The following is a 21095-nucleotide window of genomic DNA, read 5'->3' as shown; positions in this document are numbered from 1 at the left end:
GCTCACCGCTTCGCCCCCTTCGTCTTCCCGGACGTGACCGGGGCGGCCGGCATCCCGGGTGCCGGGTCCGCCTCCGTACTGGCCAGGATCTCCGCCAGGTGCAGGGTGCGCACGCCGGTGCGCTGCCGGGACAGCGCGCCGCCGATGTGCATCAGGCAGGAGTTGTCGCCCGCGCAGAGCACCTCGGCGCCGGTGCTCCGCACATGGCGGACCTTGTCGGAGCACATGGCGACCGAGGTGTCCGCGTTCTTCAGCGCGAACGTTCCGCCGAAGCCACAGCACTGGTCGGCCTCGGGCAGTTCCACCAGGTCGATCCCGCGGACCGCGCGCAGCAGCCGGAGCGGCTTGTCGCCGACCCGCAGCATGCGCAGGGAGTGGCAGGTGGGGTGGTAGGTGACCCGGTGGGGGAAGTACGCCCCGACATCGGTGACCTTCAGTACGTCCACCAGGAACTCGGACAGCTCATACACCGTCGGTGCCGCCTTCACGGAGGCGGCCAGGCCGGAGTCGCCGGAGATCTCGGCGACCCGGCCGTGGTTCTCACGCACCATGCCGGCGCAGGAGCCGGACGGGGTCACGACAGCGTCGTAACCGGCGAAGACCTCGGCGAAGGAGCGGACGAGCGGCACGCAGTCCCGCTGGTAGCCGGTGTTGAAGTGCATCTGGCCGCAGCAGGTCTGCTCCGGTGGGAACTCCACCGTGCAGCCGAGCCGCTCCAGCAGCGTCACCATCGCCCGGCCGGTGGCCGGAAAGAGGGTGTCGTTGAAGCAGGTGATGAACAGGGCGATGCGCATGAAGGGATTCTCCGTCCGCCGTTACGGCAGCATCCAGGCCAGCACGGTGGACTGGAGGTAGACCAGGACGCACATGGCCAGCAGCAGTCCGAGGCTCCACTTGATCGCGCCGCGGAAGAGCTGGGACTCCTTGCCGACCAGGCCGACCGCCGTGGCGGCGATGGTGAGGTTCTGCGGACTGATCATCTTGCCGACGACGCCGCCGGAGGTGTTGGCGGCGACCAGCAGGGTCGGGTCGAGGCCGGCCTTGGCGGCGGCCGCCTGCTGGAGGGTGGCGAAGAGGGCGTTGGCGGAGGTGTCGGAGCCAGTGACGGCGACGCCCAGCCAGCCCAGGATCGGGGAGAGGAAGGCGAAGGCCGCGCCGGTGCCGGCGATCCAGGTGCCCATGGTGATGGTCTGGCCGGACAGGTTGAGGACGTAGGCGAGGGCGAGCACGGTGGCGACGGTGAGCAGCGCCCAGCGCAGACTGACGACGGTGGAGCCGAACTCGCGCACCGAGGTGGCCGGGTTGACCTTGTAGACGAGCGCGACGAGCACACCGGAGATCAGCAGCAGGGTGCCCGGGGAGGACAGCCACGGCAGGGTGTAGACGGTGCTGGTCACCACGTCGCCCGCGGCGTTGAGGACGTTCCCGTCCAGACCGGGCCAGGGGATCTTCACATCCGTCGAGGCCAGGAACTCCTTGAACGGTGTCCACAGCTTCGCCAGCGAGAAGATCGCGATGATGATCAGGTACGGCAGGAAGGCCATGAGGTAGGAGCCCTCGCGGCGGTCCGAGGTGGCGTTCGCGGCCTCCTGCGCCTCGGCGGCCTCCTTGCCGAGCTCCTTCTCGGCGGCGGTCTTCAGCGCCGCCTTGGCGTCCTGGCCGCCCTGCGGCTTCCACACGCGGAGGAAGAGCACCAGCGCGGCGAGGCCGACGAGCGAGGCGACGATGTCGGTGAGCTCGACGGAGATGTAGTTGGCGCTGACGAACTGGGCGAGGCCGAAGGCGGCACCGGTGACGAGGGCGGCGGGCCAGGTCTGCCGGATGCCCCGCTTGCCGTCGACGAGCGCCACCAGCAGCAGCGGCACGAAGAGGGCGAGCAGCGGCGTCTGGCGGCCGACGTAGGCACCGATCTCGGTGTAGGGGATCTTGGTGAGGTTGCCGGCGGTGATGATCGGGATGGCGATCGCGCCGAAGGCGACGGGCGCGGTGTTGGCCACCAGGACGGTGATCGCCGCGCGGACCGGGGAGAAGCCCAGGGCCATCAGCATCACACCGGTGATCGCGACGGGCGCGCCGAAGCCGGCGAGCGCCTCCAGCAGACCGCCGAAGCAGAAGGCGATGATGACCGCCTGTATCCGGGGGTCGTCGCTGATCAGGCCGAAGGCGCGGCGGAGGTCCTCGAAGCGGCCGCTGACCACGGTGAGCTGGTAGACCCAGATCGCGGTCAGCACGATCCACATGATGGGGAAGAGGCCGAAGGCCGCGCCCTGGGTCGCCGAGAGGACGGCGAGTCCGGGGGACATGCCGTAGCCGGCGACGGCGACGAGGAGGGCCACGCCGAGCGAGGCCAGGCCCGCCCAGTGCGCCTTCATCTTCAGGCCGCCGAGCAGGACGAAGAGGGTGAGCAGGGGAAGGGCGGCGACGAGGGCGGACAGGCCGAGACTGTCCGCGATGGGTGAGAGGTCAGGCTGGTACATACGGTCCTCTTGAGGGTTTGGTCAGACCATACGGATGGGGCGCGCACACGCTATTCAGCCAATCGCGGGGTGTCCATAGGTTCGACCAACCCGATTTTTATGGTCAGACCTTTTGCTTCCTTGACCTCACGTATGCTCGCCGGTGGGGCGACGGGACCCGCCCCGTCCCACGACAGCCCTTCGAAAGGGAAGAAGCGTTCTATGGCTGACGCCGCGGCCTGGGAGCCGGTGCCGCGTTCCCGCACCTTCGAGCTGGTGCTGGCCCGCATCGAGGAGCAGATCCTCGCGGGCAATCTGCGGGTCGGGGACCGGCTGCCCCCGGAGCGCGAACTCGTCGACCTGCTGGGCGTCAGCCGTGCGGCCGTCCGGGAGGCCCTGCGCGTCCTGGAGGCCCACGGTGTGCTGCGCGCCCGGGTCGGCACCGGACCGTCCTCCGGCAGCGTGATCGCGGCCATGCCCAGCGAAGGGCTCACCCAGCTCCTCCGGCTGCACATGGCCCTGGCGAACTTCCCGCTCGACGACGTCGTCGAATCGCGCGCCACGCTGGAACGGGCCAGCGCCCGCCTCGCCGCCCGGCGCGCCACCGTCGAGCACCTCGCGCGGATGCGGGCCGAACTGGACGCGATGGACGAGCCCGGGCTGCCCCGGGAACGCTTCAACGACCACGACACGGCCTTCCACGTCGCCATCGCCGAGGCCGGCGGCAACCGGCTGATGACGGACATGACCGTCGCCGTGCGCAACGCCTTCCGGCACGTGCTGCTCAGGGCCTTCAACAAGATCGAGGACTGGGAGGCGGTGGCGCGGCGGCTGCGCGGCGAGCACCGCGCCATCTACGACGCGATCGCCGCCGGGGACCAGGAGCGCGCCGGTGATCTGGTGGAGGCCCACATCCGCGGCTTCCACGGGGACATCATGCGGGGCAAGCTGGACGACACCGACCTCAGCGGCGGCGGCGTGCCGAGCGGATCCGGGCGGCGCTGAGGCGCGGCACGGACGGGCCGGGCGTACGGCGCGTACGGCGCGTACGGGAGCGTCGTACGGCGCGTACGGGCGCAGGAGCCTGCGGGCGCAGGGGCCTGCGGCGCGTACGGCCCGGCCCGGTACCGGACGCCTCCGCGAGGCGCGCGGCCGGCGTCCGCGTCAGCTCACGCCGAGCGAGGCGAAGCGCCAGCGGTGCACCGGCCGGGCGGCCAACTCCGTCGGCGGATCGGGGAGTTCGGGGACGCCGGCGTCCAGCGGGGCGTCCCACCAGGTGATCACCAGTACCCGGTCGCCGGACGCGGCGAAGGTCTCGCGGCGCAGCGGCGCCCGCTCGCCGTCGAGCCGCTGCTCCCGCACCCAGGCCAGCAGCTCCGCGGCGCGCCCCTCGGCGGCACGGGCCTCCCACATCAGGGCCGCGGTCATGAGTACAGATTCCCCTTGCTCAGCTCGTGCACGTGATCGTGGGAGTGGGTGTGGGAGTGGGAGTGGGAGGCCGCGTGGGAGTGGGACGGGGCGCCGCCGTGGCCGGGCTCCGCCTCCGCGAGGGCCTCGCCCGGGACGTGCGGTTCCGTGACCGGGAGAGAGGAGTCCGCGGAGAGGTCCCAGGCCGAGGCCGCCCGGCCCCGGGCGACCATCTCCGCCCCCAGCGCGGCGACCATCGCGCCGTTGTCGGTGCAGAGCTTCGGCCGCGGGACGCGCAAGGTGATGCCCGCGTCCTCACAGCGGCGCGCGGCCAGGGCGCGCAGCCGGGAGTTGGCCGCGACACCGCCGCCGATCATGAGATGGTCCACACCGTTGTCCCGGCAGGCACGGACGGCCTTACGGGTGAGGACGTCGGCCACCGCCTCCTGGAAGGACGCCGACACATCCGCCACGGGCACCTCCTCGCCCGCGTTCCGCTTGGCCTCGATCCAGCGGGCGACGGCCGTCTTCAGTCCGGAGAAGGAGAAGTCGTAGACGGCGTCACGGGGACCGGTCAGACCGCGCGGGAAGGCGATGGCGTCCGGGTCGCCGTCGCGCGCCACGCGATCGATGACGGGGCCGCCGGGGAAGCCGAGGTTCAGCACCCGGGCGACCTTGTCGAACGCCTCGCCCGCCGCGTCGTCGATGGTCGAGCCCAGCGGCCGGACGTCACTGGTGATGTCCGGGGCGAGCAGCAGGGAGGAGTGGCCGCCGGAGACGAGCAGGGCCATCGTCGGCTCGGGCAGCGCCCCGTGCTCCAGCTGGTCCACCGCGATGTGCGAGGCGAGGTGGTTGACGCCGTACAGCGGCTTGCCGAGGGCGTACGCGTACGCCTTGGCCGCCGAGACGCCGACCAGCAGGGCGCCCGCCAGGCCGGGACCGGCCGTGACGGCGATGCCGTCGAGGTCGCCGGGCGCCACCCCGGCCTCTTTCAGCGCGCGTTCGATCGTCGGGACCATCGCCTCCAGATGGGCGCGGCTGGCCACCTCCGGCACGACCCCGCCGAATCGGGCGTGCTCGTCGACGCTGGAGGCGACCGCGTCGGCGAGGAGGGTGTGGCCACGGACGATGCCGACGCCGGTCTCGTCGCAGGAGGTCTCGATGCCGAGGACAAGGGGCTCGTCAGCCATGGATGGTCGTTCCCTGTTCGTCTGGGTCCGCTGCCGGGGGATGGGGGGTGTCCGGGGGATGGGGGGTGTCCGGGGAGGTGGCTCGGCCTGCCGCGGGTGCGGCACCGGGCCCGGCCGCCGGTACGCCACCGGTGGCCGGGTCCCCGGGGGATGCCGGGTCCGCGGCGGCGGAGTCCCCGGTGTCCGTGGGGGGCAGGTCGTGGGCGGCGTCGGCGGCCGGGCCCGGCTCCGTGCGGCGCATCACGAGGGCGTCCACGTGACCCGGCTGGTAGTAGCCGCGGCGGACGCCGATCGGCTGGAAGCCGAAGCGTGTGTAGAGGCGCTGGGCGCGGGTGTTGTCCACGCGGACTTCCAGCAGCACCTCGTCGCACTCGAACGCCGAGGCGGCCGACAGCAGTTCCGCCAGCAGGCGGGCGCCGAGGCCGGTGCCCCAGTGGCTGCGGGTGACGGCGATGGTCTGCACGTCTCCGGTGCCGCCGGAGGCCGCGAGACCGCCGTAGCCGACGATCCGGCCGGTGGTGGCCGCGCCGGGCCGCGCGTTCTTCCCGCCGCTACCGGTCTCCTCGGCGACGACGTAGCGGCGGGAGGCGTCCCTGCCGCGGGCGTGCGCGAGTTCCGACCAGAACATGCCCTCCGTCCAGGCGTCCTCCGGGAACATCTCGCGCTCCAGACCGAGCACGGCCGGAATGTCCCACCAGCGCATCTCGCGCAGGACGACGGCGGGCGGCGCGCCGGCCGCCGCCCCGCCGCCGGCTCCGGCTCCGGTGGCTCCCGTGGCTCCCGAGGCTCCCGTGGCTCCCGAGGCTCCCGTGGCTCCCGTGGCTCCCGAGGCTCCGGGGGTCGCCGCGTCGGTCACCGCGGTGTGACCACCTTGTAGTGGGCCGGCACCTGCGCGTCCGGGCGGCGCAGGTACAGCGGCCGGACCGGCTCCCCGGCGCTCGCCAGGAACTCCGCGTCCCCGGCGGCGAGCCGCTCGGCGGCGAGAGCGGCCAGCGCGGCGGCCGACTGGTGCTCCGGCATGCCGTCCGGCACGTCGCGGAAGACGTCCGGGTAGAGCAGCGCGCCCGCGCCGACGGCCGGCCCGTCCGCGACCTGCTCCGCGATCTCGGCGGGGCGGTCCACGGCGGGCGCGGTGAGGCGGGTGCGGGAGTCGGCGTAGCGGGCCCAGTAGACCTCCTTGCGGCGCGCGTCGGTCGCCACGGTGAACGGGCCCCCGATCCCGGCCCGCCCGGCGGCGTAGGCGATGCCGTCGAGGGTGCACAGTCCGTACACCGGGGCGCCGGTCGCGGCACCGAAGACGGCGGCCGTGACCAGGCCGACGCGCAACCCGGTGTACGGGCCCGGGCCGGCCCCGACGACGATGCCGGTCACCGAGGGCAGCTTCACCCCGGCCTCGGCGAGCACCCGGTCGACGGCGGGGAGGAGCAGCTCCCCGTGCCGCCGGGCGTCCACGCGGGACGCCTCGGCGAGAACGCGCTCACCGTCGTGGAGGGCGACGGTGACGGCGGGGGTCGCGGTGTCAAGAGCGAGCAGCAGCACGGGTACAGCCTACGGCGCTCCGCGCGGGCCCCGGCCCGGACCGGTTCGCCGCCCCGTCCGGCGACGCGGGCCGCCGCTCTCCGTGGGAGCGGGGGAACGGACGCACCCGGGCGCGCGACGGGCGGCCTCCCGGCCCCGGCCACGCGACCCCGGCCCCAACCGGACGGCCCCGAAGCGGACGCGGGCCCGGGCCGAACGCGGGCCCACTCTCCGGCAGGCGCTGAACGGGCCCGGGGGCGCGGCGCGGGACGCGGGCCCGAGACACAAGCCCAGGCGCGGGACGCAAGCCCAGGCGCGGGACGCGGGGCGCGGGCCCAGGCCGCAGGCCGCAGGCCGCAGGGGCGGGAACGCAGGCCCAGCGGGGCGCAGGCCCAGGCGCGGGACGCGGGGCGCAGGGCGCGGGACGCGGGGCGCAGGGCGCAGGCCGCAGGCCGCAGGCCCAAGCGTGGGACGCACGACGCGGGCGCGGGACGCGGGCGCGGGACGCGGGCCCAGGCCGCGGGCCCAGGCCGCGGGCCCAGGCCGCGGGCCCAGGCCGCGGGCCCAGGCCGCGGGCCCAGGCCGCGGGCCCAGGCCGCGGGCCCAGGCCGCGGGCCCAGGCCGCGGGCGCTGGAGACCCTGGACGGGCCCAGGCCGCGGGCGCTGGACGCGGCCCCGGGCAGCCCCCGGGGCAGACGCCTGGGAAGGGTCGGGGGAGGACGGGTTCCGGAGGCGGGCCGGAGGGTGGGCTCCGGGGCAGGTACGGGGGTGAGTTCCGGGACGGGCGCCAGGGACGGGCGCGGGCGCGGGGCGGGGTTCCTGCGGTGCTAACGTCGGGCACACGCACGTACGACGGTACGAAAAGGTGGTCGCAGGGGTGGCAGTGAGCAGCTCGGGAAAGACCGTGGCCGCGCTGACCGCGGCGGCCCTCGGCGCGGTCGGATTCCTGACCTACCAGGCTGCCGCCAGCGCCTCCGACCGGCCGGCCGGCCCCGCGGACCGCGCCTCCGCCTCCGCCTCACCCGAGCCCGGCGCCGGCCGGGAGACCGGTCCGGAGAGCAACGAGACGGCGAACGAGCAGCCGCCCGTGCCCGCCGGCTCCGGCACCGGCCTGCGCGTCGTCTACTCGCTCGGCGCCAAGCGCGTGTGGCTGGTGGGCGAGGACGAGCGGCCCGTCCGGACGTACGAGGTCTGGCCCAGCGCCGTGAGCCCGGCGCCGGGCGAGTACGCGGTGGTGTCGCGCGCGGAGAGCGTCGCCGGTTCGGACGGGGTGCCGATCGAGCACTCGGTGGTGTTCACGACCGCCGAGGGCGTGGTCGTCGGCTTCAGCGCCGCGGTGGACGGGTCCAGGCCGGACCCGGACGCGGGGCCGAGGACCGGCGGGATACGGGCCCCGCGGAAGGACGGCGCGGCGATGTGGAAGTTCGCGCCCGTCGGTACGAAGGTCGTCGTGGTCCGCTGATCTGTTTGGTCCCGGCCGGCCTGCGGGTCTGCCTCTGCCCAGATCCGCAGGCCGGCCGGTGTTCCGCCGGACCGGGCTCCGGCTTCCGGCTTCCGGCTTCCGGCTTCCGGCTTCCGGCTTCCGGCTTCCGGCTTCCGGCTTCCGGCTTCCGGCTTCCGGCTTCCGGCGGGAGCCTCCGCTCCCGTCCGTCCGCCCTCCCCGTCCGTCCGCCCGGCACACCGTTCGGGCGCGCGGGGAGCCGGTCGGCGCGCGAATCCACCGGCCGTCGTTCCGGCGGGGACGCCCCGCCCCGGGCAGTGGCTTCCTGCCCGCCGGCTACGGGAATGCGAAGAGAAGAACGAAGGCGGAATCGGCGTCAGGCGGCTTGACGCGCGGTGGCCGCGCCCGTGGTCCCCGCGCCGTCCTGTGCGTGTCCGGCGCCCCCGGCGCGGCGCTCCTCCACGTCCGGCGGCGGGGTCGAGACAGCCGTGGCCGCCGCGCAGGCGGCGAGCACCCGGCTCACCGACGGCTGCTGCTCCCCGGGACGGATCCCGGGTTCCGCCGCGTCGGCGGCGGGCTCATGGCGCTGCATGGTGCCTCCCGAGGGGCTTCCGGTGCGAAGGTCACGGGCGGGAGTTAGGTTTACCTAACCCATCACTGCCCTCCCATGTCACCATGCCCGGCGCCGCCCGCGCAACATCTTGCCGACACGATGTCGGAACGTTTTCCCGGGGTGCCCGGAGCCGTTCCCCCCTGCTCCCGCCCCCTGCCCGTGCCCCTGGACCACGGCCCCTGGGCCCCCAGTCCCACCGGGACTCGCACCCCGCACCCACCGGGCCCCTCCGGCCCGGCGGCGGGAACGGACGGACACGACCGGCGATGGCGGCGGACCGGACACCGCACCGGGGCCCGTGCCGCGGGGACCGAGCCGGACATGCGGCCCCGCCCCCGGCCCCGGTCACCGCGCCCCGGTCCCGGTCCCGGTCCCGGCCCTGGCCCCGGTCCCGGCCCTGGCCCTGGTCCCGGCCCTTGTCCCGCGCCCCGGCCCCGGTCCCGGTCCCGTTCTCAGGTGTGCACGGCGGCCCTGGCGCCCCCGGGCCGCCCGCACCGTTCGCCCCGCGCCGTGCCGCCCGTGCCGCCCGTACCGCCCGTACCGCCCGCTCAGCCGGGCAGGCCGCTCAGCCGGGCAGGCCGGTGAGGGCCGAGAGGTCCGCGGCCGCCCAGCGGGGACCGACGCCCGTCACGGACACCTCCCGTACGTCGTCCCCGGTCACGGCCTCGGCCGGGCCCGGCCCGCCGGCCCCCTCCGCGCGCGCGATGACCACGTGCAGCCGGTCCTCCGACAGCTCCTCCATCCGGCCCTCGCCCCACTCCACGACGACCACGGACTCGGGCAGCGAGACGTCCAGGTCGAGGTCCTCCATCTCGTCCAGGCCACCGCTCAGCCGGTACGCGTCCACGTGGACGAGGGCCGGGCCGCCGTCGAGCGGCGGGTGCACCCGGGCGATGACGAACGTCGGGGAGGTGACCGCGCCGCGTACGTTCAGGCCCTCGCCCAGGCCACGGGTCAGCGTCGTCTTGCCGGCGCCCAACTGCCCGGTGAGCAGGACGAGATCGCCGGGGCGCAGCAGCCGGGCGAGGCGGCGGCCGAGCTCGCGCATCGCATCGGGGGTGCGGACGGTGAGCCGTACCGCGGCGGCGGCCGGATCCGCGGGGGTGACGGTGTCCGCGCCGGTACCCGTGCCCGGGGCGCGGCTCGTGTCGTACGGGGCTTCCATCTCTCTCCTCGCGTGGTCCGTTCCGTCCCGCTTGCACACGGAAAGGGGGCGTCCTGCCCCTCCGGTGCCCGAGGCGGCGGGGAGCCGGGCGGGGTCCGCCCCTTCGGGCCGGGAGGGCACTGCGGCCGATGGTACGAGCCGCGCCGCCGGGGCGCCGCCGGGCGGCACCGGACGGACACCTGGCCGGCCGGTTCCCGGCGGCGGGCCCGGGTCAGCTCGTGCACACCGCTTCGGCCGTCACGGCCCTAGCCGCGGACCGGGCGGTGGGGCCGCCGCCTCCGCGGCGTCCCGTGCACCGCGCCGGCGCGGGTGATCAGTTCGGCCAGCCGGTCGTTGACGGTGTCCGGATGCTCCAGCATCACCAGATGGCCCGCGTCCGGGACGAGCACCAGTTCGGCGTCCGGCAGGGCGTCGGCGATCGCCTGGCCGTGGGAGGCGGGCGTGACCAGATCCCGGTCGCCGCTCAGCACCAGCGCGGGCAGGCCCGCGAACACCGCCAGCGCATCGGTCTTGTCGTGCTCCTGGAACGCCGGATAGAACTCCGCGACCACATCGATCGGGGTCGACTCGATCATCCGTTCGGCGAACCGGGCCACTGCCGGATCCACGTTCCGTGAACCGAAGGAGTACCGCTTGACGATCCCCGTGAACAGGTCGGCGGCCGCCCGGCGGCTCCGCTCCACCAAGTCCACCCGCGAGCCGAGCGCCCGCAGCACCCCGGGCAGCACCCGCCGCACCGCGTTCACCCCGGCCACCGGCAGGCCGTAGTTGACCTCGCCGAGCCCGCCCGCCGACGTACCGATGAACGCGACGCCGGCGACACGCTCCCGCACGTACTCCGGGTAGTGGGCGGCCAGCGCCATCAGCGTCATACCGCCCATCGAGTGGCCGACGAGCACCACGGGACCCTGCGGTACGGCGGCATCGAGCACGGTCCGCAGGTCGCGCCCGAGCTGGTCGATGGTGACCGGGACGCCGTCCGCCTGCGCCATGCCGCGCTGCGAGCGGCCGTGGCTGCGCTGGTCCCAGTGGACCATGCGGACGACACCGTTCAGCGCCGCGCGCTGGAAGTGGAAGGAGTCCTGGTTCAGGCAGTAGCCGTGGCAGAACACCACGGTGAGCGGGCCGGGCCCGCGGCGTCCGAAGAGCCTGCGGCGGCGGTGGGCCGCCGGCTCGGCCTCCGCCTCGTGGACCTCGTAGTGGAGCACCGTGCCGTCGTCGGCCACGGCCTCGCCGGGGGTGCCGCGCAGCGTGCCGTACGGGCCGGCGGTGTCGAGGGCGAGCCGGGCCTTGCGGCGCATTCCGCGGTGCACGGTCAGCCGTTCGATCGCGACACCGGCCGCGGCGGTGGCGGCGACGACGCCGAGCGCCGTGCCCGCCAGGCCGACGCGGCGCCGGTGACCGCCGTGCCCGGCGTGCCCGGCGTGCCCGGCGGGACCGCTCGCGGCCACGGCGGACGCCGCGGCGTCCAGTACCGCGCCGGCCGCCGGCTCACCGGCAGGGATCTCAGCCATCGTCGTGCCGCTCCTCGTCGTCCGTCCCTCGCCCGGCGGCCGGCCGGCTCCTCGCCAACCGTCCTCCGCCGTCCACCTCTTCACCGGTTCGGCCGTCACAGCGGCCGTATGCCCCCGATACGGGCCGGTCCGATGTCCGGCGCCGCTCCGGCCCCTGCCTCCCCCCCGGCCCCCGCCTCCGCCCGGCCCCGGCCCCCGCCTCCGCCCGGCCCCGGGTCCCGGCCCCGGACGGTTCCGCGGCCGCGGCCCGCCGTACGGGACGACGCGGCCGGTGCACCGGTGCCGGCAGCGACGTCACGGGCCCGGCCACCGGCGGGGGCGCCTCCGCCTGTCCCGCGAGTCCCCAGGTCTCCTGGGTTCCCGGGGTCCCGGTTCCGCGGGCCCCGGCGCTCCCGGGTCCCGTACGGAACAACACCGCCGGGCCCCTTCCCGGTTCCCGGTCCGGCCGGCGCCCCCTTCCGGGCCGGCAACGGCGTCCGGAGGGCTATCCGCCGTCGGCGTTCACATACACCCGGGGGACCCTCGCGCCGATCCTGGTGACGATCTCGTACGCGATCGTCCCGGCCGCCTGCGCCCAGTCCTGGGCCGTCGGCTCCCCCGCGTCGCCCGGGCCGAACAGCACGGCCTCGTCGCCCGCCTCGGCGGTGTCGCCGCCCAGGTCGACCACGAACTGGTCCATCGCGACCCGCCCCGCGACGGTCCGCCACTTGCCGCCGACCAGGACCGGGCCGGTGCCCGACGCGTGCCGCGGAACGCCGTCCGCGTAGCCGACGGGCACCAGGGCCAGGGTCGTCTCACCGGCGGTCACGTAGTGGTGCCCGTAGCTCACGCCGTGCCCGCCCGGGACCCGCTTGACGTTCGCCAGCCGCGCGGAGAGCGTCATGGCCGGGCGGAGCCCGAAGTCCCCCGGCTGGCCGACCTCCGGGCTCGGCGAGATCCCGTAGACGGAGATTCCCGGCCGCACCAGGTCGAAGTGCGCCTCGGGGAGCGTCAGCGTCGCCGGGGAGTTGGCCATATGGCGCACCTCCGGCCGCAGCCCGGCGCGCTCCGCGGCGGCCAGCGCCGCCCGGAAGGACTCCAGCTGCGCGGCGATCGACGGGTGTCCCGGCTCGTCGGCGCAGGCGAAGTGCGACCAGACGCCGGTCACCTTCAGCACGCCCTCGGCTTCGGCGGCCCGCGCGGCGGCGGTGAGCGCGTCCCAGTCGTGCGGCTGGCAGCCGCCCCGCCCCAGGCCGGTGTCCGCCTTGAGATGAACCCGGGCGGTGCGGCCGCAGGCACGGGCGGCGTCCGCGGCCTCGTGGAGCGCCCACAGGTCGCTTGCCGAGACGTCGACATCCGCCTCGATCGCCTGGCGCCAGGGCCCGCCGGGGGTCCACAGCCAGCACAGCAGACGGCCTGTGTCGCCCGCCGCGCGCAGCGCCAGCGCCTCCTGCGGCGTGGCGGTGGCCAGCCAGCTCGCGCCGGCCTGCCGTGCGGCGCGGGCACAGGGCAGCGCGCCGTGGCCGTACGCGTCGGACTTGACGACGGCCATCAGTTCGGAGTGGGGTGCGCGGGCCCGCAACGCCCGGACGTTGGCCCGGAGGGCGCCGAGATCGATCTCGGCGCGGGCCCGCATCTCTTCGTTCATCGGGTTCAGCCTATTCGAACCCCGGGCGTTCGTGCCCGGGAGGAACCGCATCGTCCGGCCCCGGGCCGCGCAGCGGACCGGCAGCCTCTTCGCATCCGTCCGCGAGCCTGCGAGGCACGAACCGGCTTGCCGGGGAAACGGCTCAGATGGCGCTGACCGAGCGGATGCCGCCGGGCCTGTCCGGCCGGGCGGGACGTACCCGCCGAGGGAGCGGCTGGTGCGGGCCCGGGCCGCGGGCTCCGGGGGCCGCCGGGCTCAGGTCCCGGCGCGGCGGCCCCAGATGAAGACCCGGTCCCCGACCCGCAGTGTCTTCCAGAGCCGTTCCGCGTCGGACCGGGTGAGGTTCACACAGCCGTGCGAGCCGCCGTCCGGGTCGTAGATGTCGTCGCGCACCCCGTGGAACGCCTGCCCGCCGTTGAAGAACTGGGCGTACGGCATCGGCGTCTTGTAGATCGTCGACACATGCTTCTCGTTCCGCCAGGAGATCCGGTTCCAGCCGGTACGGGTCGGCCGGCCGTCCTTGCCGCTGCGGATCGGCACCGGCCCCAGCAGGACCTTCGGTCCCCGCTGCACCCACATCAGCTGGCGCGGCAGATCGACGCAGGCGATACGGTCCCGGGTCTCGGGACACCGGCCCGCGGCATTCGGGTCGCGGCGTGCCTCGACGACGCGGATGTGGCTCCGGGTCTTCACGTCCGCGTAGCCGGGGATGGCCGGTGTCAGCTTCTCGCGGCGCTGCCAGGCGCGGATGGCCCGGCAGTCCGCCTCCGACTGCCGGCCGTCCACGCGCAGGTCCAGGAACTGCTCCACCAGGCGCTGGTACGGGCCGGCGGGAGCGGTGCAGGGGCCCGAGCCGGGACCGGGCGGGACGGTCCCGGACGGACCGGCGGAGCGGTCCGGGACCGCCGGTGCGGACGAGGGGCTCCCGGGGCTCCGGGGCACGCTGTCGTCGGCGCGCGCGTGCTGCTGTCCGTGCCGGGGGCCGCCGTCGTCGTCGGGTGACGGCCGCCCCTGCACCGCCACCGCGACGACGCCGCCCGCCACCGGCAGCAGCACCGCGGCCGCGGCCGCCCAGCGCGCGTATCTTCTCGCCGCAGGCCCCATACCGGCTCCCCGTACCTCTCCAGGCGGCCGCCACGGCCCGGCGGATCACCGGCGCGCGGCCGATACATCAGATGATCGGAACGGAGGGACCATCCCGCCGGCGCCCCGGCCTCACACCGCCGCCCCCCGGTCTCCCACCCGGTTGTCCCAGGGCTTTCACCCGGACCGGGCACCGGGCAGGCAGTCGCTCCCGGCCGCGTCAGCCGGAAGCCGGGGCCGAGGCGGAAGCCGGGGCCGAGCCGGAAGCCGGGGCCGAGGCGACGTCACGCCACGCCGCCATCAGGGCCGCCGCCACATCGGACGCCCCCACGGGGGCCCCCGTCCGCCCCGCCGCCAGGCGTCCCGCCAGACCGTGCAGATACGCGCCCGCCGACGCCGCGTCACGGGGCTCCAGACCCGCCGCCAGCAGCGAGCCCGTCAGGCCGGACAGCACGTCGCCGGTGCCCGCCGTGGCCAGCCATCCGGTGCCCGTCGGGTTGACCCGGGCCGGCCCCTCGGCCGCGGCCACCAGCGTCGTCGAACCCTTGAGCAGCACGGTGGCGCCGAACTCGGCCGCCAGCCTCCGCACCGAGGGCAGCCGCGCCGCCTCCACCTCCTCGCGGGCCGTGCCCAGCAGCGCGGCCGCCTCGCCCGCGTGCGGGGTCAGCAGGGTCGGCGCGGTCCTGCGCCGCAACAGCCTGCGGTCGAGCAGGCGCAGCCCGTCCGCGTCCACCAGCACCGGCACGTCCGAGGCGAGGACGTCCTTCACCGCCCGGCGCGCCTCCTGGCCGTCCCCCAGGCCCGGGCCGACGGCCCACGCCTGGACCCGGCCCGCCTTCGCGGGCGGTCCCGCGTGCACGAGCGTCTCGGGGAAGCGGGCGATCACCGCGTCCGCGGCCGGGCCGACGTACCGCACGGCCCCCGCCCCGCCGCGCAGGGCGCCCGCCACGGCGAGCACCGCGGCGCCCGGGTAGCGTGCCGAGCCCGCCACCACGCCGACGACGCCGCGCCGGTACTTGTCGCTCTCGCCCGTCGGTACGGGCAGCAGCGCGGCCACGTCCGCGTGCTGCAGGGCCTCCAGTTCGGGTGTGTCCGGCAGGTACGGCTCCAGGCCGATGCCGACGAGGCGCAGGGCCCCCGCGTGCTCCGCCCCGGGGTCGATCAGCAGGCCCGGCTTGTGGGTGCCGAAGGTGACCGTCGCGTCGGCCCGCACGGCCGTTCCCGTGATCTCGCCGGTGTCGGCCTCCATCCCGCTGGGGAGGTCCACCGCCACGATCACCGCCCCGGACTCCCGGGCGGCGAGCACCAGTTCGGCCGCGGCGGGGCGGAGACCGCCGTGCCCGCCGATGCCGACGATCCCGTCGAGGACGAGATCGGCCCGGCGCACGGCGGCCCGCGCGGCTCCGCTCACCGCGGACGTTCCGGAGCCGGGTTCCCCGGGCCCGGGTTCCCCGGTTGCCGGCAGCGCCCGGCCGCCCGCGGCGCGCAGGGCGGCGAGGCCGCCGCCATGGGTGCGGTCCGGGGAGAGCAGAACGGCGGTGACCCCGGCTCCGCGCCGGGCCAGCCGGGCCCCGGCGTAGAGGGCGTCCCCGCCGTTGTCGCCGCTCCCCACCAGCAGCGCGATCCGCGCTCCGTACACCCGTCCGGTGCCCAGCAGTCCGGCGCTCGCGGCCGCGAGCCCGGCGGCCGCGCGCTGCATGAGCGCCCCGTCCGGAAGACGCGCCATCAGCGCGTGCTCGGCTGCCCGTACGGTCTCCACGCTGTACGCAGTTCTCATGCCCCCAGTGTCCAGGTCCGCCGGCCGGTTCGGGGCCGTGCGATGCGGCCGGCCGCGCACCACAGCCGTCCGTCCCGGGACCGTCCGGCCTACGCGGGCGCGTAGGTCAGGCAGTCGGCCGCGTGCTGCTGGAAGCCGACGGTGATGCCGGGCGCCCGGCACTCCAGCTGGTCGTTGTGCCGGCAGTCGGACATCTTGCAGGCGCCGACCCGGCCGGTGGCCGCCATGTCGCCGCCCCGCGCGCCCGAGTCGACGAACGTGTCGCAGTGCGCGTGGCCGGGGTCGCCCACGGTGATGGCCAGCGCGTGGCAGGCGCTCTCCCGGTTGTACGCACAGCTGGTGGCCGCGCAGTCGTTGACGATCGGCATGTCCATCGGGGTCCCTCCGGGGAGTCGGGTGGGGTCGGGTGGGTCCGGACGGCGGGCCCGGACGAACCGGTCACGCGGGCCCACCGGACCGAGCCTCGCAAGAGGACCCCGCGCCGACCAGCGGAAGCCCGCCGAACGGGGGGCGCAGCCCTGCCGTTCCCCCCGCCGCCGCGGCGGGGCCGCGGGCGGGTGCCGCCGCGGCAGAGGCCGTCCGGCCCGCGCCGCCGGGGCTCGCGCCCCCGGAGCTCGCGCCCCCGGGGCCCGCGCCCCCGGGCGGCGGCTCAGCCCTCCGCGATGACCACCGCCGAGGCGACCCCCGCGTCATGGCTGAGCGAGACATGCCAGCCGGTCACCCCGAGCCGGGCCGCGCAGGCCGCCACCGTGCCCTTCACCCGCAGCGTCGGCCGTCCGTTCGACTCGGTGACGACCTCGGCATCCGTCCAGGAGAGCCCGCGCGGCGCGCCCAGCGCCTTGGCCAGGGCCTCCTTGGCGGCGAAGCGGGCGGCGAGCGAGGCGACACCGCGCCGCTCGCCGCTCGGCAGCGTCAGCTCGTGGCCGACGAAGAGCCGGTCGGCCAGCGCGGGCGTCCGCTCCAGCGCCTCGGCGAAGCGGTCGATCTCGGCGACGTCGATACCGACGCCGAGGATCACTCGACCGTCACCGACTTCGCGAGGTTCCGCGGCTGGTCCACCTCGTTGCCGCGCGCGGTGGCCAGTTCACAGGCGAAGACCTGCAGCGGGACCGTCGCCACCAGCGGCTGGAGCAGCGTCGGGGTGGCCGGGATGCGGATCAGGTGGTCGGCGTACGGCACGACCGTCTCGTCGCCGTCCTCGGCGATGACGATGGTGCGCGCGCCCCGGGCCCGGATCTCCTGGATATTGGAGACGATCTTGTCGTGCAGCACGGACCGCCCGCGCGGCGAGGGCACGACCACGACCACCGGCAGGTCCTCCTCGATCAGCGCGATCGGGCCGTGCTTGAGCTCGCCGGCGGCGAAGCCCTCGGCGTGCATGTAGGCCAGCTCCTTGAGCTTGAGCGCGCCCTCCAGGGCGACGGGAAAGCCGACATGCCGGCCGAGGAACAGCACGGTGTTCTTGTCCGCGAGGCTCCGGGCCAGCTCGCGTACCGGCTCCATCGTGCCGAGCACCTGCTCGACCTGGACGGAGATCGCCGACAGCTCCTGGATGACGGAGTGGATCTCGTCGCCCCATTTGGTGCCGCGCACCTGACCGAGGTAGAGCGCGACGAGGTAGCAGGCGACGAGCTGGGTGAGGAACGCCTTGGTGGAGGCGACCGCGACCTCCGGCCCGGCGTGGGTGTAGAGCACGGCGTCGGACTCGCGGGGGATCGTGGAGCCGTTGGTGTTGCAGATGGCGAGGACGCGGGCGCCCTGCTCGCGGGCGTGCCGCAGCGCCATCAGGGTGTCCATGGTCTCGCCGGACTGGCTGATGGCGATGACGAGGGTGCGGTGGTCGAGGATCGGGTCGCGGTAGCGGAACTCGCTGGCGAGCTCGGTCTCGCAGGGGACGCGCGTCCAGTGCTCGATGGCGTACTTGGCGATCATCCCGGCGTGGTAGGCGGTGCCGCAGGCCACGATGACGATCTTGTTGACCTCGCGCAGCTCGGACGGCGGGATGCGCACCTCGTCGAGCAGCAGGGTGCCCGAGCCGTCGATCCGGCCGAGGAGGGTGTCGGCGACGGCCTTCGGCTGCTCGGCGATCTCCTTGAGCATGAAGTAGTCGTAGCCGCCCTTCTCGGCGGCCGAGGCGTCCCAGTCGACGTGGTACTCGCGGATGTCGGCCGGGCTGCCGTCGAAGTTCGTGACCGTCACACCGTCCCGGCGGAGTTCGACCACCTGGTCCTGGCCCAGCTCGATCGCCTCACGGGTGTGCGCGATGAACGCGGCGACGTCGGAGGCGAGGAAGGACTCGCCGTCGCCGACCCCCACCACCAGCGGCGAGTTGCGGCGCGCGCCGACCACCACGTCCGGCTCGTCGGCGTGCACGGCGACCAGCGTGAAGGCGCCCTCCAGCCGGCCGCACACCTGGCGCATCGCCTCGGCGAGGTCGCCGCAGGAGGAGAACTCCTCGGCCAGCAGATGGGAGACGACCTCGGTGTCCGTCTCGGAGAGGAGGTCGTGGCCGCGGTCGGACAGCTCGGCCCGCAGCGCGGCGAAGTTCTCGATGATCCCGTTGTGGACGACGGAGACCCGGCCCGCGTTGTCCAGGTGCGGGTGGGCGTTGGCGTCGGTGGGGGCGCCGTGGGTGGCCCAGCGGGTGTGGCCGATGCCGGTGGAGCCGGACGGCAGCGGGCGGCCCGCCAGCTCCTTCTCCAGGTTGGCCAGCTTGCCGGCCTTCTTCGCGGCGGCCAGCCCCCCGTCGGCGAGCACGGCGACCCCGGCCGAGTCATAGCCCCGGTACTCCAGGCGCTTCAGACCGGCGATGACAACGTCGAGGGCGGACTGCCCTCCCACATACCCAACGATTCCGCACATGCCCGCAGCCTACGGCCCCGCACGGGCGGCCGGCCGCCTCGGGGGCCCGGCGGCACCGGCGACGGGCACCGGTGGCGCGCCGACGGGCAGCCGGGGCGGCGGGCAGCCGGGGCGGCGGCGCGCGGTCAGCCGCCCCGCTCCATCCGGTCCCGGGCGTCGCGCAGCAGCCACAGGTACTCGGACTCCTCGCAACTGGGCTTGGTGCCCGCGCGGTAGAGGTCTATGGAGTCGTCGAGGTCCTCCATCAGGTCCTCGTCGGGCAGCTCGTCGGCCAGCTCGCCGGCGATCCGCGCCGCCGCCGCCCGCCGCTCCGCGCGGGCGTCCGGGCGCCGGGGCCGCGGGACTCCGCCCTCCCGCCGTCCGCCGAAGGTGTGACCGAAGATCCGGACCGGGCCGTGTACGGATACGGACATGGGTTCCCCCCTGGTCGCGGGTGCGGCCGGCCGGGCGGCCCCGCGGGGCACACGGGTGCCCCGCTGCCCGGAAGAGCACTCCCGCCGGTGTTCCGTTGCCCGAACGTTATGCCGTGGCGAACGTTCTGTGTAGGCCCCGGGGAGAACGCCTGCACACCGTGCGGGGGCGCGGCCGGGAGCGCTCCCCCACCCCCGCGCCCGGCCCCGCACCGGGCGCACCCGCACAATGGGGCTCGTGTCCCTCACCCAGCCGCAGCAGCGACGCCGTTCCGACGTCACCCCCTACATGGACCTGACCCGGGCGGAGTGGAGTGCGCTGCGCGAGCGGACCCCCCTGCCGCTGACCGCCGAGGAGGTCGAACGGCTGCGCGGTCTCGGCGACGTCATCGACCTCGACGAGGTGCGCGAGGTCTATCTGCCGCTCTCCCGGCTGCTCAACCTCTACGTGGCCGCGGCCGGCAATCTGCGCGGCGCGCTGAACACCTTCCTCGGCGACACGGCGAGCGGGCACGGCGTCCAGCCCGGCACCCCGTTCGTCATCGGCGTCGCGGGCAGCGTCGCCGTCGGCAAGTCCACCGTGGCCCGGCTGCTCCGGGCCCTGCTGGCCCGCTGGCCGGAGCATCCGCGGGTCGAACTCGTCACCACCGACGGCTTTCTGCTGCCCAACGCCGAGCTGCACCGGCGCGGCCTGATGTCCCGCAAGGGCTTCCCCGAGTCGTACGACCGGCGGGCCCTGACCCGGTTCGTCGCCGAGGTGAAGGCCGGGCGGGACGTGGTCACCGCCCCCGTCTACTCCCACCTCGTCTACGACATCGTGCCGGGCGAGCGGCTGACCGTCCGCCGCCCCGACATCCTCATCGTCGAAGGGCTCAACGTCCTGCAGCCCGCGCTGCCGGGCCACGACGGGCGCACCCGGGTGGGCCTCGCCGACTACTTCGACTTCAGCGTCTACGTGGACGCGCGGACCGAGGACATCGAGCAGTGGTACCTCGGCAGGTTCCGCAAGCTGCGCGAGACCGCCTTCCAGAACCCGTTCTCGTACTTCCGCACGTACACCCGGGTCTCCGAGGAGGAGGCCCTGGACTACGCCCGCCGGATGTGGAGCACGATCAACCGGCCCAATCTGGAGCAGAACATCATCCCGACCCGGGGCCGCGCCGACCTCGTGCTCCGCAAGGGCTCCGACCACAAGGTGCGGCGGCTGAGCCTGCGCAAGCTGTGACCAGCCGGCGGGACCCGCCGGAGCCGGCCCGTCCGGGCCACCTGCCGGACCGTTCACCCACGGTGTACGGGCGGCTCGTCAGATGTCCGGTGGCGGGACATAGGTGTAGGGCAGACCGTTGCTGGTGCCCCCCGGAGTGGTCACGGTCACCGCGACGGTACCGGCCGCTCCGGGCGGGGAGACCGCGGTGGCCAGGGTGTCGGAGATCACCGTGAAGGAGGCGGAGTCGCCGCCGAAGGCGACGGCCCCGGTCAGCGTGAGCCCACTGCCGGCCAGCGTGACAGTGGTGCCTCCCGAGGTGGGTCCGGCATCGGGGACCGCGTCGCTGAGGACGGGGACGGAGACCCAGGTGTACGTCAGAGAGTTGCTGGTGCCGCCGGGCGTGATGACCGTGACGGCCACCGGACCGGGGCTCCCGGCAGGAGCCACGGCGTCGATCCGCGTCGCCGACACCACGGTGAACGAGGCCGCCGGCGCCGTACCGAACCGCACCGCCGTCGCACCGCCGAAACCACTGCCGGTCAAGGTGACCGGAGTACCGCCCGCCGCCGGCCCCCGGTCGGGGACCACACTCGTCACGGACGGAAGGGACGCCGTGACATAGGTGAAGATCACGGGCTGGGCGAGGTAGTAGAAATACGACTGAGGCGCCTGGGGAACGGACGTGCCGCCGGGCGTGGTGACCGTGACGGCCACCGGACCGGGGCTCCCGGCAGGAGCCACGGCGTCGATCCGCGTCGCCGACACCACGGTGAACGAAGCCGCCGGCGCCGTACCGAACCGCACCGCCGTCGCACCGCCGAGACC

The 21095-nt window shown here is 75.2% G+C and carries 19 protein-coding genes and 1 pseudogene; 3 read left to right on the top strand and 17 right to left on the bottom strand.

Annotated elements, in window-relative coordinates:
• Positions 1–2: 2 nt before the first annotated feature.
• On the bottom strand, positions 3–794 hold the full coding sequence (locus KBZ10_RS26760) for a (Fe-S)-binding protein (RefSeq protein WP_210990313.1): 792 nt from the start codon (positions 792–794) through the stop codon (positions 3–5).
• A gap of 21 nt (positions 795–815) precedes the next feature.
• On the bottom strand, positions 816–2477 hold the full coding sequence (locus KBZ10_RS26755) for an L-lactate permease (RefSeq protein WP_210990312.1): 1662 nt from the start codon (positions 2475–2477) through the stop codon (positions 816–818).
• A gap of 201 nt (positions 2478–2678) precedes the next feature.
• Between KBZ10_RS26755 and KBZ10_RS26750 the strand changes: the two genes are divergently transcribed.
• Positions 2679–3461, top strand: a complete 783-nt coding sequence (locus KBZ10_RS26750; RefSeq protein WP_210990311.1) for a FadR/GntR family transcriptional regulator — start codon at positions 2679–2681, stop codon at positions 3459–3461.
• A 159-nt stretch (positions 3462–3620) separates the two neighbouring features.
• On the opposite strand, the gene KBZ10_RS26745 is transcribed toward KBZ10_RS26750, so the two are convergent.
• From KBZ10_RS26745 to tsaB, 4 genes and pseudogenes are all read right to left on the bottom strand, one after another.
• Positions 3621–3884, bottom strand: a complete 264-nt coding sequence (locus KBZ10_RS26745; protein WP_210990310.1) for a hypothetical protein — start codon at positions 3882–3884, stop codon at positions 3621–3623.
• Positions 3881–5053, bottom strand: coding sequence for a tRNA (adenosine(37)-N6)-threonylcarbamoyltransferase complex transferase subunit TsaD (gene tsaD / locus KBZ10_RS26740; protein WP_210990309.1), 1173 nt, complete (start codon positions 5051–5053; stop codon positions 3881–3883). Before tsaD ends, KBZ10_RS26745 begins: the two co-directional genes overlap by 4 nt.
• Positions 5054–5213: 160 nt before the next feature.
• Positions 5214–5756: pseudogene (gene rimI, locus KBZ10_RS26735) on the bottom strand (ribosomal protein S18-alanine N-acetyltransferase); the annotation flags it as partial.
• 149 nt (positions 5757–5905) lie between these two features.
• Positions 5906–6592 carry a tRNA (adenosine(37)-N6)-threonylcarbamoyltransferase complex dimerization subunit type 1 TsaB gene (tsaB, locus tag KBZ10_RS26730; RefSeq protein ID WP_210990308.1) on the bottom strand — a complete coding sequence of 229 codons (687 nt, stop codon included), beginning with the start codon at positions 6590–6592 and terminating at the stop codon, positions 5906–5908.
• An 856-nt stretch (positions 6593–7448) separates the two neighbouring features.
• On the opposite strand from tsaB, the gene KBZ10_RS26725 reads away from it, so the two are divergent.
• On the top strand, positions 7449–8033 hold the full coding sequence (locus KBZ10_RS26725; protein ID WP_307847617.1) for a L,D-transpeptidase: 585 nt from the start codon (positions 7449–7451) through the stop codon (positions 8031–8033).
• 355 nt (positions 8034–8388) lie between these two features.
• Here KBZ10_RS26725 and KBZ10_RS26720 read toward each other — a convergent pair whose 3' ends face one another.
• From KBZ10_RS26720 to KBZ10_RS26675, 10 genes are all read right to left on the bottom strand, one after another.
• Positions 8389–8604 (bottom strand): hypothetical protein, encoded by a 216-nt coding sequence (locus KBZ10_RS26720; protein WP_210990307.1) that lies wholly within the window; start codon positions 8602–8604, stop codon positions 8389–8391.
• A gap of 586 nt (positions 8605–9190) precedes the next feature.
• Positions 9191–9790: a tRNA (adenosine(37)-N6)-threonylcarbamoyltransferase complex ATPase subunit type 1 TsaE gene (gene tsaE / locus KBZ10_RS26715; protein ID WP_210990306.1), complete on the bottom strand. Its 600-nt coding sequence runs from the start codon at positions 9788–9790 to the stop codon at positions 9191–9193.
• Positions 9791–10035: 245 nt separating this feature from the next.
• Positions 10036–11304: an alpha/beta fold hydrolase gene (locus KBZ10_RS26710; RefSeq protein WP_210990305.1), complete on the bottom strand. Its 1269-nt coding sequence runs from the start codon at positions 11302–11304 to the stop codon at positions 10036–10038.
• 484 nt (positions 11305–11788) lie between these two features.
• Complete coding sequence (gene alr / locus KBZ10_RS26705) at positions 11789–12931, bottom strand: alanine racemase (protein WP_210990304.1); 1143 nt, start codon at positions 12929–12931, stop codon at positions 11789–11791.
• A gap of 255 nt (positions 12932–13186) precedes the next feature.
• Positions 13187–14035 carry a L,D-transpeptidase gene (locus KBZ10_RS26700; RefSeq protein ID WP_210990303.1) on the bottom strand — a complete coding sequence of 283 codons (849 nt, stop codon included), beginning with the start codon at positions 14033–14035 and terminating at the stop codon, positions 13187–13189.
• A 199-nt stretch (positions 14036–14234) separates the two neighbouring features.
• Positions 14235–15791 carry an NAD(P)H-hydrate dehydratase gene (locus tag KBZ10_RS26695; RefSeq protein ID WP_210990302.1) on the bottom strand — a complete coding sequence of 519 codons (1557 nt, stop codon included), beginning with the start codon at positions 15789–15791 and terminating at the stop codon, positions 14235–14237.
• Between the two features lie 89 nt (positions 15792–15880).
• Positions 15881–16165, bottom strand: coding sequence for a DUF1540 domain-containing protein (locus KBZ10_RS26690; protein WP_210990301.1), 285 nt, complete (start codon positions 16163–16165; stop codon positions 15881–15883).
• 275 nt (positions 16166–16440) lie between these two features.
• Positions 16441–16809: a holo-ACP synthase gene (locus KBZ10_RS26685; protein WP_210990300.1), complete on the bottom strand. Its 369-nt coding sequence runs from the start codon at positions 16807–16809 to the stop codon at positions 16441–16443.
• Positions 16806–18653 carry a glutamine--fructose-6-phosphate transaminase (isomerizing) gene (glmS, locus tag KBZ10_RS26680; RefSeq protein ID WP_210990299.1) on the bottom strand — a complete coding sequence of 616 codons (1848 nt, stop codon included), beginning with the start codon at positions 18651–18653 and terminating at the stop codon, positions 16806–16808. The genes KBZ10_RS26685 and glmS overlap by 4 nt, the downstream gene beginning before the upstream one ends.
• 125 nt (positions 18654–18778) lie before the next feature.
• Positions 18779–19066, bottom strand: coding sequence for a hypothetical protein (locus KBZ10_RS26675; RefSeq protein ID WP_210990337.1), 288 nt, complete (start codon positions 19064–19066; stop codon positions 18779–18781).
• A 226-nt stretch (positions 19067–19292) separates the two neighbouring features.
• Here KBZ10_RS26675 and coaA point away from each other — a divergent pair, with 226 nt between their 5' ends.
• A complete protein-coding gene (coaA, locus tag KBZ10_RS26670) occupies positions 19293–20288 on the top strand; it encodes a type I pantothenate kinase (protein WP_210990298.1) in 996 nt (331 codons plus the stop codon).
• A 78-nt stretch (positions 20289–20366) separates the two neighbouring features.
• On the opposite strand, the gene KBZ10_RS26665 is transcribed toward coaA, so the two are convergent.
• Positions 20367–21095: IPT/TIG domain-containing protein (locus tag KBZ10_RS26665; protein ID WP_210990297.1), on the bottom strand; the 729-nt coding region annotated here is incomplete at its 5' end.

The organism is Streptomyces sp. F63, assembly GCF_018070345.1.
In the GTDB taxonomy this organism is placed as follows: Bacteria; Actinomycetota; Actinomycetes; order Streptomycetales; family Streptomycetaceae; genus Streptomyces.
This window is presented reverse-complemented; position numbering and strand designations above follow the sequence as displayed.